14 protein-coding genes are annotated in these 16,326 nt (G+C 64.0%); 11 read left to right on the top strand and 3 right to left on the bottom strand.

What is annotated here, in order from left to right; translation table 11 throughout:
- The first annotated feature begins 221 nt into the window (after positions 1 to 221).
- Entirely contained in the window at positions 222 to 1,220 is a 999-nt protein-coding gene (locus GJW30_RS19525; RefSeq protein WP_096358068.1) for an NADP-dependent oxidoreductase, read from the top strand.
- A 2-nt stretch (positions 1,221 to 1,222) separates the two neighbouring features.
- Here GJW30_RS19525 and GJW30_RS19520 read toward each other — a convergent pair whose 3' ends face one another.
- A complete protein-coding gene (locus GJW30_RS19520; RefSeq protein WP_096358067.1) occupies positions 1,223 to 2,287 on the bottom strand; it encodes a patatin-like phospholipase family protein in 1,065 nt (354 codons plus the stop codon).
- A 121-nt stretch (positions 2,288 to 2,408) separates the two neighbouring features.
- Between GJW30_RS19520 and GJW30_RS19515 the strand changes: the two genes are divergently transcribed.
- The 10 genes from GJW30_RS19515 to GJW30_RS19465 all read left to right on the top strand — a co-directional run bounded on the left by GJW30_RS19515 (position 2,409) and on the right by GJW30_RS19465 (position 13,821).
- Complete coding sequence (locus GJW30_RS19515; RefSeq protein WP_096358939.1) at positions 2,409 to 2,654, top strand: DUF6489 family protein; 246 nt, start codon at positions 2,409 to 2,411, stop codon at positions 2,652 to 2,654.
- Between the two features lie 162 nt (positions 2,655 to 2,816).
- On the top strand, positions 2,817 to 4,601 hold the full coding sequence (locus GJW30_RS19510) for a type I secretion system permease/ATPase (RefSeq protein ID WP_096358066.1): 1,785 nt from the start codon (positions 2,817 to 2,819) through the stop codon (positions 4,599 to 4,601).
- Positions 4,598 to 5,920, top strand: a complete 1,323-nt coding sequence (locus GJW30_RS19505) for an HlyD family type I secretion periplasmic adaptor subunit (protein ID WP_096358065.1) — start codon at positions 4,598 to 4,600, stop codon at positions 5,918 to 5,920. The genes GJW30_RS19510 and GJW30_RS19505 overlap by 4 nt, the downstream gene beginning before the upstream one ends.
- A gap of 258 nt (positions 5,921 to 6,178) precedes the next feature.
- Positions 6,179 to 7,165 (top strand): Bug family tripartite tricarboxylate transporter substrate binding protein, encoded by a 987-nt coding sequence (locus GJW30_RS19495; RefSeq protein WP_096358063.1) that lies wholly within the window; start codon positions 6,179 to 6,181, stop codon positions 7,163 to 7,165.
- Positions 7,158 to 7,973: an IclR family transcriptional regulator gene (locus GJW30_RS19490; RefSeq protein ID WP_130364599.1), complete on the top strand. Its 816-nt coding sequence runs from the start codon at positions 7,158 to 7,160 to the stop codon at positions 7,971 to 7,973. The genes GJW30_RS19495 and GJW30_RS19490 overlap by 8 nt, the downstream gene beginning before the upstream one ends.
- The gene (locus GJW30_RS19485; RefSeq protein WP_096358061.1) at positions 7,970 to 9,100 is read left to right on the top strand and encodes a thiolase family protein; all 1,131 of its coding nucleotides are present in this window, start codon (positions 7,970 to 7,972) and stop codon (positions 9,098 to 9,100) included. The genes GJW30_RS19490 and GJW30_RS19485 overlap by 4 nt, the downstream gene beginning before the upstream one ends.
- The gene (locus GJW30_RS19480; protein WP_096358060.1) at positions 9,100 to 9,420 is read left to right on the top strand and encodes a Zn-ribbon domain-containing OB-fold protein; all 321 of its coding nucleotides are present in this window, start codon (positions 9,100 to 9,102) and stop codon (positions 9,418 to 9,420) included. The genes GJW30_RS19485 and GJW30_RS19480 overlap by 1 nt, the downstream gene beginning before the upstream one ends.
- 27 nt (positions 9,421 to 9,447) lie before the next feature.
- A complete protein-coding gene (locus tag GJW30_RS19475; RefSeq protein WP_096358059.1) occupies positions 9,448 to 11,538 on the top strand; it encodes an acetate--CoA ligase family protein in 2,091 nt (696 codons plus the stop codon).
- Positions 11,539 to 11,594: 56 nt separating this feature from the next.
- Positions 11,595 to 12,764: a CaiB/BaiF CoA transferase family protein gene (locus GJW30_RS19470; RefSeq protein WP_096358058.1), complete on the top strand. Its 1,170-nt coding sequence runs from the start codon at positions 11,595 to 11,597 to the stop codon at positions 12,762 to 12,764.
- 4 nt (positions 12,765 to 12,768) lie between these two features.
- Entirely contained in the window at positions 12,769 to 13,821 is a 1,053-nt protein-coding gene (locus GJW30_RS19465) for a cyclase family protein (protein WP_096358057.1), read from the top strand.
- 187 nt (positions 13,822 to 14,008) lie between these two features.
- Here GJW30_RS19465 and GJW30_RS19460 read toward each other — a convergent pair whose 3' ends face one another.
- Together GJW30_RS19460 and GJW30_RS19455 are read right to left on the bottom strand one after the other, a co-directional pair.
- Positions 14,009 to 15,817: an ABC-F family ATP-binding cassette domain-containing protein gene (locus GJW30_RS19460; protein WP_096358056.1), complete on the bottom strand. Its 1,809-nt coding sequence runs from the start codon at positions 15,815 to 15,817 to the stop codon at positions 14,009 to 14,011.
- Positions 15,818 to 15,819: 2 nt separating this feature from the next.
- Positions 15,820 to 16,284 carry a YaiI/YqxD family protein gene (locus GJW30_RS19455; RefSeq protein ID WP_096358055.1) on the bottom strand — a complete coding sequence of 155 codons (465 nt, stop codon included), beginning with the start codon at positions 16,282 to 16,284 and terminating at the stop codon, positions 15,820 to 15,822.
- Positions 16,285 to 16,326: the final 42 nt, after the last annotated feature.

The raw sequence follows: 16,326 nt of genomic DNA, 5'->3' as shown, positions 1-16,326 counted from the left end.
CCCGCACAAGCCGGGCCATACACGCCTTCGTAGCCCGGATGAGCGGCGCGAAGCGCGCGACATCCGGGGCTGAATCTGCGGCGAATGCCGATCCCGGATTTTGCTCGGCGTGCGCGCGAGAAGCGCGCCGCCGCGCTTCATCCAGGCTACAAGAGAGAGGACATTGACTTCGCGCGCGCGTTAAGCGCTGACTTGCGGCCAATATTTCATGGGAGGAATTCATGGCTGACGTGAACCGCCAAGTTCTCTTGGTCGAGAAGCCGGCCGGCAAATTGGGGCCGGAGCATTTCAAGATGTCGCAGGGTGCGATGCCAGTGCCGCAAGACGGCGAAGTGCTTCTGCGCACGCTGTATATTTCGCTCGATGCCGCGAACCGCGCCTGGATGCATGGCGCGACGTATCGTTCCGCGCTCGATTTCGGTGGCGTGATGGCAGGCGGCGGCGTTGCCGAGGTGGTTGAATCAAAGTCGCCGGACTTCAAGCCGGGCGATCTCGCCTTCGGCGACACGGGTTGGCAGGATTACGCGGCCGTCAAGGGAAAGCATCTCACCAAGTTGCCGCGCGTTCCGCAGCTGACAAACCTGCTGAGCGTCTACGGCATCGCGGGGCTGACGGCGTATTTCGGCTTTCTCGATATCGGCCAGCCGAAAGAGGGCGAGACTGTTGTCGTCTCCGCCGCCGCAGGTTCGGTCGGTTCGATCGTGGGGCAGATCGGCAAGATCAAAGGCTGCCGCGTGATCGGCATCGCGGGCGGCAAAGAGAAGTGCGAGTGGTTGACCAGCGAACTCGGCTTCGATGCCGCGGTCGACTACAAGGGCGAGAGCGTTTTCAAGGCGCTGAAAGCCGCAGCGCCGAAGGGCATCGATGTCTACTTCGACAACGTCGGCGGCACGATCCTCGAAGCGTGTTTGGCGCAAATGAATATCGGCGGCCGCATCGCGTGCTGCGGGGCGATCTCGCAATACGACGGCGTGCCGGATGCGGCGGGCCCGCGCGGCGTGCCGGGGCTGATCGTCGTGAAGCGTCTGCGCATGCAGGGCTTCATCGTGACCGACTACTTCAAGGATCAGGCGCGCGCGCTGAAGGATCTGCAGGCCTGGGTCGCGGCCGGCAAGCTCAAAGTCGAGGAGGATGTCATCGACGGCCTGGAAAATACGCCGCAAGCGCTGATCGGCCTGCTCGCCGGCGAGAACCGCGGCAAGCGCATGGTGAAGGTGTAGCGCTACAGCGGCTGCACCGCGCCTTCCAGCTTCCCCGCCGCGACGAGCGCGCGGAATTCTTCCGCCATGCGCTCCGACGCATCGATGGCGGCACGCCAAGCGGCCAGCCGCGCGGTGTCGTCGCCCGCATAATGCTTGAAGTCCTTGCGGTTCGGAATGCCCTTGCCGGGAAGCTTGTCGATCAACGCGGGTGAGGGGCTGAGCACGACCATGCGATCGGTGTGGCGCGGCTTCTTCCACTTGAGCGATTTGTCGAACCAGCGCGGCACGATGCGGCTCTCGTAATGCGGGATGAACAACACCTTCGCGGCATCGGTGTGCGCGAGGTCCATCTGATAATCGATGATGCCGCCATCGACGTAGTGTCCGGCCGGTGCGCCATCGATTGCGACGATGCGCTCCATGATCAGCGGCAGTGTGCCGCTGGCGAGGATCGCCTCCGCGATGTTGGCGGACGAGAGCGGCAGCCACGATGTGTGGAAATGGTCGGCGCCGATCGATAGCGCGGGTTCACCGCTTGCCGAGAACACGTAGCGTTCGACGTGACCCGCAAGCCCGCGCGGGCGCGCGACGTGCGCAAAGAAAGCGAGGCCGTAGCCGAGCATCTGCGCGGCGCGGCTGTCGGCAGTGGTCAGCCCCTTCAGGCGGGCGACGACGAAGTTCACCGCAAGGCGAGGCGACGAGAGCACAGCGTCGGCACCGCCATCGGCGAGGATCGCGGCGATCAGTTTGCGTCCCTCACGCGTGATCTCGGCCGCGTCCGGCCGCGCGCTGTAGGTCTGCGCCAAGTAAGCCGCCTCAAACCGCTCGTAGGCCGCGGTCGCATCAGCTTGCGCCGCGCAGGCGAGACGAAAGGCACCGATCGATGACCCGATGGCAGGGATTGCGGCCGGCACTTCGCGCAGCCACTCGGCGAAAATGGCGCGGTCGAGCCGCCCTTGGATCAGCCATTTCGGCCCGCCGGCAGCGGCGCCGATGGCACCGATGGTTGCCGGCGTCAGGCCGTTTCGCTCGATAATCGCGCGTGCGCCGGGGCCGGCTTTCAGCGTGAAGGTCGTCGTCTGCAAAGGGCTTTGCTCGAGTTTTTCCGCGGCCGAATTAGCCTTGTTCGCCGAGAAATCCAATCCGGATTGGACTTTCGGGGCCGTCTGGATGATCTTTGCCGACCTGGGTTTGGGAGTTCAAGTCGTGAAAGTAACCGTCGAAGTCGATTGCACGCCGCTGGAGGCAAGGCAGTTTTTCGGTCTGCCGGACGTTCAGCCGATGCAAGAACGAGTCATGAAAGAGCTCGAAGACAAGATGATGGAGAATATGGAGCGGTATTCCCCTGAGGGTCTGATGAAGACCTGGTTCTCTTCGATGCCGCAGAACGCCGAGTGGTTCCGCGATCTCTTCTCGGGCGTTCTCGATCCTGCCCGCTCGAAGAAAACCTGAGCACCTGTAGATAAAGCGCATCCGTCATTTGGCGGTCTTGCAAGATGCGCTACGTGGGGTAATGCTCATTCTCGCAATGTCAGCTCCAAAGGCTGACCGCAGCTGTCATCGGATTTCGTCTAAAGACATAAACGTCCAACCATGATGCGCGGAGAATAGCCTTTGGCTCGGCAACCCAATCCGGGAAGTCCCGGACGTCATCCAGCGGTGGCGCAGGCGCTACGCGATTGCCGCGGCGCATTCTGGAGCGTTGCGATCTTCTCCGGCCTCGTCAATCTGCTGATGTTGGCCGGCCCGCTCTACATGCTGCAAGTCTATGACCGCGTGCTGGCGAGCCGCAGCGTGCCGACCTTGATCGCGCTCTCGGTCCTGCTTGCGGTGGCCTACGGTTTCCAAGCGATCCTCGATCTCATCCGCACGCGCATCGTGACGCGATCGGCCGCAGTGCTCGACAAGGACCTCGGCACGACCGTGCATAACGCCGTGCTGCGCCTGGCCACCAACAGCCGCTCTATCGACGCACAGCAGCCTGTGCGCGATCTCGATCAGATTCGCTCATTCCTGACGAGCGCAGGTCCGATCGCGATCGTCGACCTGCCGTGGATGCCGGTGTTCCTGGCAATCTGCTTCCTGCTGCACCCCTGGATCGGCTTTCTGTCGCTCTTCGGCGCGCTGCTGCTGGTCGCAACGACGCTGCTGACCGAGCGCTCGAGCCGTGAGCCTGCGCGCGAAGTCGCGAAGGGCGCAGGCCAACGTGCGGCCGCGATCGAGGCCGATCGCCGCAATAGCGAAACCATCACAGCGATGGGTCTCGGCGATGCGATGGCGAAACGCTGGAACGAAGCCAACAATGCATATCTCACCGCCGTGCGCCGTTCTTCGGATGTCGTGAGTTCTTACGGTGGCCTCTCCAAGGTGCTCCGGCTGTTTCTACAGTCCGGCATTCTGGGCCTTGGCGCCTATCTCGTTATTCAGCAGCAGTTGAGCCCGGGCTCGATGATCGCGGCCTCGATCATGATGGCGCGCGCGCTCGCGCCGATCGAAACCGCGATCGCGAATTGGCGCGGCTTTGTTGCTGCGCGCGATGCGACGCATCGCCTCTCGCAAATGCTGGCGCATTTCGGCATCTCGCCGGAGCGCATGGAGCTTCCGCCGCCGAAGCAGAGCTTCGAAGCCGAAGACGTGGTGGTGGTTGCGCCGGAGACGCAGGTGCCGATCGTCGGCGGCGTCCGCTTCCAAACGCGCGCCGGCGATGTCGTCGGCGTCATCGGGCCGAGCGGATCGGGCAAAACCTCGCTCATTCGCGTCCTGGTCGGCATCTGGCCGCCGGCACGCGGGGCGGTTCGTATCGATGGCGCAGAGCTTAAACAGTGGTCGCCGACGTTGCTCGGCCCGCATATCGGCTACCTCTCGCAAGCGGTCGAATTGTTCGACGGCACTGTCGCGCAGAACATTGCGCGCATGGCTAACGATCCCGATCCAGACAAAGTCGTGAAGGCCGCGCGTGCGGCCGGTGCGCACGACATGATCCTGCACTTGCGCAATGGCTACGACACACGCATCGGAGACTCCGGCGCAATTCTGTCGGCCGGCCAGCGGCAGCGTGTCGCTTTGGCGCGCGCTCTTTACAATGATCCGTTCCTCATCGTGCTCGACGAGCCGAATGCCAATCTCGATAGCGACGGTGAGGAAGCTCTGCTTACCGCGATCGAGCAAGCGGCCAAGCGCGGCGCGATCGTTCTTATGATTGCGCATCGCCGCGGCGCCTTGAAGGTTTGCAACCGTGTGTTGGTGCTCCGCGATGGCGCGCAAATGGCGTTCGGACCGCGCGACGAGGTGCTGGCGCGGCTCATGCCGCAACAACCGCAACAGCCGCCACAACAAGCGCCAGCCACCGCCCCGACAACCCTGAAAGTTGTCAGCGACAATCCAGGAAGCGGCGCATGAGCGAGCCAGTCGATCCGAAAGCCGCGATCCGGCGGCTGAATATCATCGGTCTGACGACAGTGCTTCTGGTCGTCGGTGGCGTCGGCGGATGGGCCGCGACGACGCATATCGCAGGCGCAGTGATTGCACCGGGCACGCTGGTTGTCGAAAGCAACGTCAAGAAGGTGCAGCACAACACCGGCGGCATCGTCGGCGAGATATTCGTGCGCGAAGGCAGTACGGTGAAAGCCGGCGAACTGGTGGTTCGGCTCGACGATACGCTGCCGCGCGCGACCCTCGGTATCGTTCAGTCGCAGCTCGACGTGCTGGTCGCGCGAGAAGCCCGCCTCGTTGCGGAACGCGACGGCGCAAAGGAAATCACATTCGATCCGGCCTACTTGGCGCGCCGCAAAGACTTGACCGTAGACTCGGCCATCCTCGGCGAAGTGAAGTTGTTCGAGGCGCGGCGCAGCGGCCGCGAGGGGCAACGATCGCAGCTGCGCGAACGCATCACGCAGACCGAGAACGAAATTCGCGGCCTGACGGCACAGCAAGAAGCGAAGGAAAAAGAAATCACCTTCATCGGCGAAGAGCTCGCCGGTGTGCAGGGCCTCTATAAGAAGAATCTCGTCACCATCGTCCGTTACAACGCGCTCCAGCGCGATCAGGCGCGCCTGCAGGGCGAGCGCGGCCAGCTGGTCGCCGAACAAGCGCGTGCACGCGGGAAGATCGCCGAGACCGAAATTCAGATCATTCAGCTCGAGCAGGATTTCCGCACCGAGGTCCTGCGCGATCTGCGTGAGGCGCAGTCGAAGATGGCCGAGCTGCAGGAGCGGGTGAACGCAGCGCAGGACGAACTCCGCCGTATCGATATCCGCTCGCCGCAGAACGGCACGGTGCATCAGCTCGCCGTGCACACGGTCGGCGGTGTCGTGCAGCGCGGCGAGACGTTGATGCTCGTCGTGCCGGTCGCCGACGCATTGTTGGTCGAGGCGAAAGCCGCCCCAACCGACGTCGACCAAATCCACGTCGGTGCGCAGGTCCACATCAAGGTCTCGGCCGGCAATCGGCGGTTGATGCAGGATCTCGATGGCAAGGTGCGAACCATCTCGGCGGACCTGACCCGAGAGCAGGTGCCGGGGCAGTCGGGCGCTGTCCAAGCCGCGTACTACCTTGTGCGCATCGATATCGACCCCGACCAGGCCAAGAAGCTGCAGGACCTGCAGCTGATCGCCGGCATGCAGACCGAGGTCTACATCCGGACTGAAAACCGACTGGCCGTCGACTATTTGATCAAGCCCCTGACCGAACAGTTCGCGCGCACCTTCCGCGAGCGCTGACATTTTTGTCAGGCGCCCAGGCTTGCGAAGCGGCGCGCTTCGCGGCTTAATGTTTGCGATCACATCAGAATTGGCGTTTATTACGCCAAACGGTACGCGATCGCATGCGACAATCGCATATCAGTGATAATCATTAGAAATCTTGCGTTCTGATTTCTGTCTGGCAGAATGCCCAAACAATAAGAAGAGCCGGTCGCGGCCCCCGCCCTTAGGTTTTCCGAAGGCGTGGCGCGCCTCTCGAAAATAAGGGAGGAATGCATGCTTTCACGCCGCAATCTGTTGCGGACCGCAGCAGGTGCCGGGTGCCTAGGTGCACTCGCGCAGACGTTCCCACGGGCTCACGCCTCCGCCTGGCCGACCGGCCCGGTCAAAATCATCGTGCCGTATCCGCCGGGTGGGTCGAGCGACATCGCGTCGCGCGTCGTCGGCCAGTTGCTGCAAGAGCAGATCGGCCAGCCCTTCATCATCGACAACCGGGCAGGGGCGGGCGGCAATATCGGCATGGAGGCCGGCGCGCGCTCGGCGCCCGACGGCTATTCGCTCGTTCTCGCGACGACCGCGCATGCGATCAACATGACGCTGTTCTCGAAGCTCAACTACGACACCGTGAAGGGCTTCGCGCCGATCGCGCTGCTGATGGAGGTGCCGCTCATCTGCACGGTGCATCCGAGCGTGCCGGCAAATTCCGTGGCGGAGCTTATTGCGCTCGCGAAGCAGAAGCCGAAGGGCATCAACTACGGCACGTCCGGCAACGGCCAGTCCACGCACATGGCCGTGGAGCTGTTCTGCATGATGGCCGGCATCGAGATGACGCATGTGCCGTATCGCGGCAGCGCGCCGGCGATGAACGATCACATCGCGGGCCATGTCGCCGTCATGTTCGATACGGCAGCGTCAGGCTTGCCGCATGTGCAGGACAAGAAGCTACGTGCTTTGGCTGTAACCAGCCGCGAGCGCGTTGCGCTGCTGCCGGATGTTCCGACGGTCGCCGAGACCGGGCTCAAGGGCTACGAAGTCACGGCCTGGAACGGCTTGATGGCGCCGGTCGGTACGCCGCCCGAGATCGTCGATCGCCTCAACCGCGAAATCGTCAAAGCGCTGGCGACACCGCTTGTGAAAGAGCGCTTCGGCGCGTTGGCCGCGACGGCGCGGCCGACCACCGTCGCTGAATTTACCGACTACGTCCGCAACGAAGTTGAAAAATGGGCGCCTGTGGTGCGCCAGTCTGGAGCGAAAGTTGACTGATACGAACGTTACTCCCGTCATCCCGATTAATTCGGCTCAAAAGGTGTGCGCCATTCTGCGCACGTTGTCCTCCGGCAAGCCGATGCGGCTGACGTCGATCGCGGAGTCCGCAACGCTTAACAAAGTCACGGCGCTGCGCATCCTCGACACGCTGTGCCAAGAAGGTTTCGTGCGCCGTCTGCCGGCGAGCAAGCTTTACGCGCTCGGACCCGAGGCGCTCGCCATCGCGGTCGCGACGCGCGAAGTCCCGAACATCGTGCAGCTCGCACGCCCGAGCCTGACGCGTCTCGCGGTGCAGTCGGAAGACACCGTGCTATTCGGCATCCGCAGCGGCGTCGAGATCGCGTATCTCGACCGCGAGGTCGGCAGCTTCCCGATCCAGGCGAACTATCTCCACGTCGGCAGCCGCCGTCCGCTCGGCGTCGGCGCCGGTGGTCTCGCGATGCTGGCGTTCCTGCCGGATCGCGACATCCAAGCTCTGCTGCCGCTCATCACGCCGCACCTACAGCGTTTCCCGCGCTTCTCGATCGACAATGTAATGGAGAGCGTTCAGTCGGCACGCAAAGAGGGCGCCGCGATCGTGTTCGATCTGTTGATCGAACGCATGGGCGGCATCGCGATGCCGGTGATCAGCCGCGAAGGCGAGGTGATGGGCGCGTTCAGCATCGTCGGCCTCAGCGAGCGTCTCGAGACCCGCAAGAAGGAGCTCATCGAGATGCTCAAGCGCGAAGCGCAGTCGGTCTCCGATGCGCTTGCCGAAGCTGTCGGCACGATCCGCCGCACGGCTTCCGGACGCCGCGCCGGATGAGCTATCTGGTCGGCTCGGGCCTGACCGCCTTTGGGCGTCATGAGGGCGCGAGTGCGCTTGACTTGATGCAGCGTGCGGCGAGCGAAGCGCTCGCCGACGCCGGGCTCGAACGGCAAGATATCGACGGACTTATCTGCGGCTACGCAACCACGATGCCGCATTTGATGCTGTCGACTGTGTTTGCCGAGCATTTCGGGCTGCAGCCCGAATATGCACATGCGGTGCAGCTCGGTGGCGCGACCGGTTTTGCGATGACGATGCTGGCGCATACGCTCGTCGATGCGGGTGTCGTCGACAATGTTCTGGTGGTCGCCGGTGAAAATCGGCTGACCGGCCAGTCGCGCGATTCATCGATACAGACGCTGGCGCAAGTCGGACATCCGGAATTCGAAGTGCCGCTCGGGCCGACGATCCCGGCTTATTACGGGCTCGTCGCGTCGCGCTACATGCACGACTTCGGCGTCACCGAGCGCGACCTCGCCGAATTTGCCGTGCTGCTGCGACGGCATGCGGCGCTGCATCCCGGCGCTCAATTCCGCGATCCGATTACAGTCGAAGAAGTGCTGGCGTCGCGGCCGATCGCATCCCCGCTCAAGATGCTCGATTGCTGTCCGGTGTCGGATGGCGGCGCGGCTTATGTCATCAGCCGCGAGAAGCGGCCGCACGCCGCGCGTATCCGCGGCGCAGCGCAAGCGCATTTGTTCCAGCATATTTCGGCGGCGCCGAGCCTGACGGATGTCGGCGCCGGTCTCGCGTCGCGGCGCGCAATGACAGCTGCGGGCATCACGCAGGCCGACGTCCGATATCTCGGCATCTACGACAGCTTCACGATCACGCTGACCATGCTGCTCGAGGAAATCGGCTTTGCGGCGCGCGGCGAAGCCGGCGTGATGGCGCGCGACGGCGTCTTCAACCGCGACGGCGCATTGCCGCTCAACACGCATGGCGGCTTGATCTCATACGGACATTGCGGTGTCGGTGGCGCGATGGCGCATCTCGTCGAGACGCATCGGCAGATGACCGGCCGTGCCGGCGAACGGCAGGTGAAGGACGCATCGCTGGCGTTCCTGCACGGCGACGGCGGCGTTCTCTCCTCGCATGTCAGCCTCGTGATGGAGGCGTGCTGATGGGCATCGCGTATCAACGCTGCGGCACCTGCAATTCGACGTGGTACTTCCGCCGTTCGTTTTGTCCGCGCTGCGGTGCCGGCGCGCCAGCGAACGTCGAGGCGAAGGGCGAGGGGACGATCGAGGCCGTCACGACGGTGACGCGCGCACCGAGCCCCGAGTGGAAGGCGTATGCGCCCTACACGATGGTTCTCGTCGCGATGCCGGAAGGTTTCCGCATGATGGCGCATGCCGAACCCGGCGTTGCGATCGGCGATAAAGTGACGGCGGAGTTTGTTGCATTCGGCGAGCGTTCGATTCCGAAGTTCAAAAAGACGTAACAAGAAGAACTCAGAAGAAAAAGAACAATGAGCAATCTGAAATACGCGCTGAACCCGCGTTCGATCGCGATCGTCGGTGCATCGGACCAGATCAACAAGATCGGCGGGCGCCCGCTTCACTATCTCGCGAAGTTCGGATTTCAAGGCAAGGTTTATCCGATCAATCCGGCGCGTCCCGAAGTGCAGGGCGTGAAGAGTTTTGCCGGGCTCGACGCATTGCCGGAAGTGCCCGACATGGTCTGCGTCGCGGTCGCGGGCGACAACGCGGAGCGCACCGTCATCCAATGTGCCGAGATGGGCGTGAAGGTCGCGCTCGTGATGGCGTCGGGCTTTTCGGAAAGCGATCCCGTCAACGGTGCGGCGGCCGAGCAGCGCATGATCGCGGCGGGGCGCAAGACCGGCATGCGCATTTTCGGGCCCAACATGCAGGGCCTCGCAAATTTCGGCAGCGGCGCGATCGCGAGCTTCTCGACGATGTTCCTCGAAATGCCGCCCGAAGATGGACCCGTCGCGATCCTTTCGCAGAGCGGCGCGATGAGCGTTGTGCCGTATGGTCTGCTGCGCCAGCGCGGCATCGGCGTGCGCCACACGCACGCGACCGGCAACGATGCGGATGTCTCCGTCGCCGAGTTGTCGACGGAAGTCGCCAAGGATCCGAACGTCAAGCTGCTGCTGCTTTATCTCGAAGGCATGCCGGACCCGCACTTCCTCGCCGAGACCGCCGCGATTGCGCGCGAGCGCAATCTGCCGGTGCTGGCGCTCAAATCCGGGCGCACGGCGGCCGGCGCGATTGCGGCGGCGTCGCACACCGGCGCGCTCGCGACGGAAGATCGTGTCGTCGATGCATTCTTCGAACATCACGGCATCTACCGCGTGAAGGATGTCGAAGGGCTCGTCGAGTCCGCCGAACTCTTTCTCAAGGGTTGGAAGCCGAAAGGCCGCAACCTCGTCGCGATCAGCAATTCGGGAGCGGTCTGCGTGCTGTCGGCCGACGCCGCATCGAATGCCGGCATGCCGATGGCGAAGCTCGCGCTGGCGACGCGCGAAGGCCTCGGCAAAATCCTGCCGAGCTTCGCGACGACGACGAACCCGATCGACATCACGGCGGCGCTGCTTTCCAACAGCGGCTTGTTCTCGGACATTCTGCCGGTGATCGCGAAAGACGCCGCGGCGGATGCTTTCCTCATCGGCGTGCCGGTTGCGGGGCAGGGCTACGACGTTCCACGTTTCGCGCGAGACTCCGCGGCTTTCGCGGCTGAGACCGGCAAGCCGCTCGTCGTTGCGGCGCCGCAACCGTCCGTCGCGCAAGCCTTCGCCGAACAAGGCCTCGCGACGTTCGCGACGGAGTCCGCCGCGATCCGCGCGCTCGATGGGTATCTCGGGCAGAACGAATTGGCAGCCCGGCTCGCGGCATCAGGCGCGCGCAGCACGTATCGTGCGGCGGAGAGCGCCGCGCAAGAAGGCGTTACGCTGAACGAGGCCGAAAGCCTCGCGATCGCAGAGAAGGCCGGAATTCCGGTCGCGAAGTATCGCTTGTGTCAAAGCGCAGCCGAGTGCGTCGAAGCGTGGCGCGCGATCGGCGGGCCCGTCGCCGTGAAGGCGTGTTCGCGCGACATTCCGCACAAATCCGAATATGGCCTGGTCAAGCTCGGCGTGAACAGCGAAGCAGAGATCAGCGCGCTGTTCGAGACGATGACGACAACGGTTGCGGAAAAGAAGGCAAGCTTCGATGGCGTCATCGTCGCGGCGATGGCGAAGGGTCAGCGCGAATTCATGATCGGCGCGCATCGCGATCCGGTGTTCGGCCCGGTGGTCGCGGTCGGCGACGGCGGAAAGTATATCGAAGCGCTCGGCGATGTGCGCTTGCTGATCCCGCCATTCTCGGCGTCCGATGTCGAGCGCGCGTTGCGCTCGCTGCGTATCGCACCGTTGCTCGATGGCGTGCGTGGCGATCCGCCGCTCGACATCGCGGCTTTCGGTGATCTCGCCGCGAAAGTCGGCGCGCTTATGCTCGATGCGAAGCTGAAGATCGCGAGCATCGATCTCAATCCCGTCATGGTGTTCGCGCGCGGCGAAGGTTGCGTCATCGCGGATGCGCTCGTGGTGCAGCAGGCGTGAGCTTGCGCGGCGCGCCGAGGTAGTGAACAGTTCCGGCAAAATACCGGAGGAGCCCCGTGTTCAAGCCTTACGAAGGCATTCGCGTTCTCGATCTCAGCCAAGGCATCGCGGGGCCGACCTGCGCCGGCATGCTGGCGCAAGGCGGCGCCGACGTGATCAAGGTCGAGCCGCCGGCGGGCGATTGGGCGCGGCTCGTGTCGGAGCCGAAGGATGGCGAGAACGCGCTGTCGATCTCGGCCAATCTCGGCAAGCGCGCAATCTGCGTCGATGCATCGAAGCCGGCGGGGCGTGCACTGCTGAAGCGTTTAGCGATGCAGTGCGACGTGATCGTCGAGAGTTTCCGGCCGGGCGTCGTGAAGCGTCTCGGCCTCGATTACGAGACGATCGCGAAAGAGAAGCCGGACATCATCTACACGTCCGTGAGCGGCTTCGGTCCCGATGGGCCTTATGTCGAACGGCCCGGCACCGACTCGGTGCTGCAGGCACTGACCGGCATGATGTACATGAACGCGGACGGCGGCGAGCCGCGCCGCGTCGCGATGTATTTGGTCGATGCGACTGCTGCCGTCTATGCGGCTCACGCGACAGCTGGCGCGCTGCTGCGGCAGGCGCGGAAGGGCGAGGGACACCACGTCAACATCTCGCTGATGCACGTTGCGGCCACGCTGCAGTCGGTGCCGATCCTCGAATACATGATCCGCAAAGGTGGGCCGCGTTTGCCCGCGCTGGTGCCAGGCGGAATTTATCCGACGCAAGATGGTCTGCTGATGGCGGCGTCGTTGCGCGACGATATGTTCATCAGTCTCGCGAAAGCCATCGGCCGCGAGGATTGGGCGAGCGATCCGTCGCTCGCGACGACCGCGCTGCGGGCAAAGCGTGGCGACGAACTCAATGCGGGGCTCGGCGAAGCGCTTAAACACAACACGACGGCATATTGGTTCAAGCGCTTCGAAGAATTCTCAGTGCTGTCCGCGCCGGTGCAAAATTTCGCGCAGCTCGTCGCAGATCCGCAGGCGCAGCACGCCGGCTTCTTCGCCAACGTCAACAGCCCGGCATACGGTGCGTTGCCGCTCGCGCTGATGCCGGAGAGTTCCTTCATCGGGCAAGATGATTATCGCGCGCCGCCGCGCGTCGGGGAGCACACCGACGAAGTCTTGGCGGAGTTTGGAATCGCGGATGCGGAACGCACGAAGTTCGCGGAAGAAAAAATAACGATACAGGGATGAGACGATGAGCAATCCACGCTGGAAGCGGCGGCCGCATGGTTCGACATGGGGCGATTGGGGGCCGGACGATCAACTCGGGCGGCTCAATCTGCTGACACCCGAGAAGGTGAAGCAGGGCGTTGCCGAAGTGAAGGATGGCTTGTCGTTCTGCCTCTCGCTGCCGCTCGATTATCCGGGCGGCAATCTGCTCAACCCGCGCCGACACCCGCCAGTGATCAAGCCGACCGAGCGCTCGCGCCAGCCAAACATGAACTACGCGCTGTTCTGCGATGATCCGAATCTGACGGACGTTGTCTGCGATGACGTCGTGATTTTGACGTTGCAGTATTCGACGCAGTGGGACTCGCTCTCGCATGTCGGGCAGATGTTCGACGCCGACGGCGACGGCAAGCCGGAGGCCGTCTACTACAACGGCTATCGCGCCGGCATCGATATCCTCGGGCCGGCCGAAATGCCAAAAGAGCCCGACACCGGCAACCCGCACGGCCAGTCGACGTCGCGCGCGACGAAGCTTGGCGTCGAGAACATGGCCGCGAAAGCGATCCAAGGCCGCGGCGTGCTGATCGATCTGCACGCGCATTTCGGCCGCGAGAGAAAGCTCGTCGGCTATGACGATCTCATGCGCGTGATGGAGAAGGACAACGTCGTCGTCGAGAGCGGCGACATGGCGCTGTTCCACACGGGCTTTGCCGCGATGCTGCTCGAGATGGAGCGCAATCCCGACAAAGACAAACTGCACGGCGCGTGTTCGGTGCTCAACGGGCGCGACCAGAAGCTGCTGAAGTGGATCACGGACTCGGGGGTCGTTTCGATGATCGCCGACAACTACGCGGTCGAGGCGCATCCGGCCGAACCGGGCGAGGGCTGCTGTTCGATGCTGCCGTTGCACGAGCATTGTCTGTTCAAGCTCGGCGTCAATCTCGGCGAGATTTGGTATTTGACGGAGCTTGCGGATTATCTGCGGAAGAACAAGCGCAATCGCTTCCTGCTCACAGCGCCGCCGTTGCGTTTGCCCGGTGCAGTCGGCTCACCCGCAACGCCGGTCGCGACGGTCTAGCTCGAAGCTGGCCGCATCTGATGCGCCCCACCTCTCCCATGGGGAGAGGTCGACGCGCGAAGCGCGGCGGGTGAGGGGACTGTGCCTCTCGATAGGCTCTAACCCCTCACCCGGCTTTCGCGGTTCGCTACGCGAACGCTGCTCAAGCCGACCTCCCCATGGGAGAGGTGGACGGAGTGCGACGCCGCTATCCGTTTTCCAACTCTTCCCGCATGATCTCCAACTCGAGCCAGCGCTCTTCGGCGGTGGCGAGCAACACATGCGCGGCCGCAATTGCGGCGGACGCTTCGTCGAAGCGTTTGCGGTTCTTCACGAACAGCTGCGGGTCGTCGAGTTCGCTCTGCAGCGCCGCGATTGTCGCGCGGAACGCGTCCATCTCCTTCGGCAACGTTTCGAGCGCGTGCTTATCCTTGAAGCTCAGTTTGCTCTTCGGCGAAGCGCGCGATGGAGCGGGGGCTGCGGCCTTGTCAGCAGTTTTCACTTTCGCCGCCGCCGGGCGGCGCACATCGGCGCCGCGCTGCGTCAGCATGTCGGAATAGCCGCCGGCGTATTCGAGCCACTTGCCGCTGCCTTCCGGCACGATCACGCCGTTGACGACGCGATCGAGGAAGTCACGATCGTGGCTGATCAGAAGCACGGTCCCGGCATAGTCGGACAGCATCTCTTCGAGGACATCGAGCGTTTCGATGTCGAGATCGTTAGTCGGCTCGTCGAGTACCAGGAGGTTCGAGGGCTGCGCGAGGGCTTGCGCCAGCATCAAGCGCCCGCGTTCGCCGCCGGAGAGCGCATGCACGGGCGTGCGTGCCTGCTCGGGCGCGAAGAGGAAGTCCTTCATGTAGCCGGAGACGTGTTTGCGCACCCCGCCGATGGTGACCTGATCGCTCGATCCGCCGGTCAGCGCTTCGGCGACCGTCGCGTTCGGATCGAGCCGCGCGCGGCGCTGATCGAGCGTCGCGACTTCGAGATTGGCGCCGAGACGGACGGTGCCGGAATCCGGCGGCTCAGTGCCGATCAGCAGGTTGATCAGCGTCGTCTTGCCGGCGCCGTTCGGGCCGACGATGCCGATGCGATCGCCGCGCTGAATGCGGGTCGAGAAATCGCTGACGATGACGCGCTCGCCGAACGCCTTCGCGATGTGATCCGCATCGAGCACGAGTGCGCCGGAGGCATCCGCCTCGCTGGCGCCGAGCTTCACGCTGCCGGTGCTGCCGCGATAGGTGCGGCGCTTTTCGCGCAGCGTTTGCAGGCCGGCGAGGCGCTTGACGTTACGCTTGCGGCGGCCGGAGACGCCGTAACGCAGCCAATGCTCTTCGTCGACGATCTTGCGGCCGAGCTTGTGCTGTTCGCGCTCTTCCTCGGCGAGCACGTCGTCGCGCCACGCCTCGAAATCGCCGAAGCCGCGATCGATGCGGCGCGTGATGCCGCGGTCGAGCCATACGGTCGCGCGCGATAGCGACGTCAGGAAACGACGGTCGTGGCTGATGAGAACGAGCGCGGCGCGGCGCGATGCAAGTTCGCTTTCGAGCCACTCGATGGTCGTGAGATCGAGATGGTTGGTCGGCTCGTCGAGCAGCAGGATATCCGGATCGGGCGCGAGCGCGCGCGCGATGGCGGCGCGGCGCGCTTCGCCGCCGGAGAGATTTTGCGTCGGCTCATCGCCGGTCAGCCCGAGCTGCTCGAGGAGATAAGTCGCCTGATACGGATCGTCGGTCGGGCCAAGACCTTGTCGCACATAATCGAGCGTCGTTGCGGCATCGCCGAAGTCGACCTCCTGCGGAAGGTAGCGGACGGTCGCACCGGGCTGAACGAAGCGCGTGCCTTTGTCGGCTTCGACCGTTCCGGCCGCGATCTTGAGGAGTGTCGATTTGCCGGAACCGTTGCGGCCGACAAGACAGACGCGCTCGCCTTCGGACACCGAAAGCTCCGCGCCCGAGAGCAGCGGCGTGCCGCCGAAGGTGAGCGCGATGTCTTTGAGTTGGATGAGCGGCGGGGCCAAAGTCAGACTTTCTGTTTCTTGGCGCGCCGGATCGTCTGATCGAGCGCGGAGAGAAATGCCGAGCGATCGCGCGGCGAGAAGCCGCCGGGGCCGCCAGTGATTTCGCCGGCCGAACGCAAGTCGTGCATCAGGTTGCGCACCGCGAGCGTCATGCCGATGTTCTCTTCCGTGAAGACTTTGCCGGTCGGCGAGAGCACCGCAGCGCGGGTCTTCACGCAGCGGCTCGCGAGCGGGATATCTGCCGTGATGACGACGTCGCCTGCGACGGCGCGCTCGGCGATCCAATCGTCCGCGGCATCGAGCCCTGAGCCCGCCGCGATGCGCTCGATGAAATCGGCCTGCGGGATGCGGATGAAGTTACCCGCCACGACGTAGACATGGCAGCCGTGCCGCTCGGCGACACGGTAAATCTCGTCCTTCACCGGGCAGGCGTCGGCGTCGACGTAAATGCGGGTCTTATCGTCCATTGCGGCCCGCGCTTAACGCACGCGGGCCGGTGGGGCAAGCGA

The organism is Variibacter gotjawalensis, assembly GCF_002355335.1.
Classification (GTDB): domain Bacteria; phylum Pseudomonadota; class Alphaproteobacteria; order Rhizobiales; family Xanthobacteraceae; genus Variibacter; species Variibacter gotjawalensis.
Note: the sequence above shows the minus strand (reverse complement) of the source record. Positions and strands in the feature narration are given on the sequence as shown.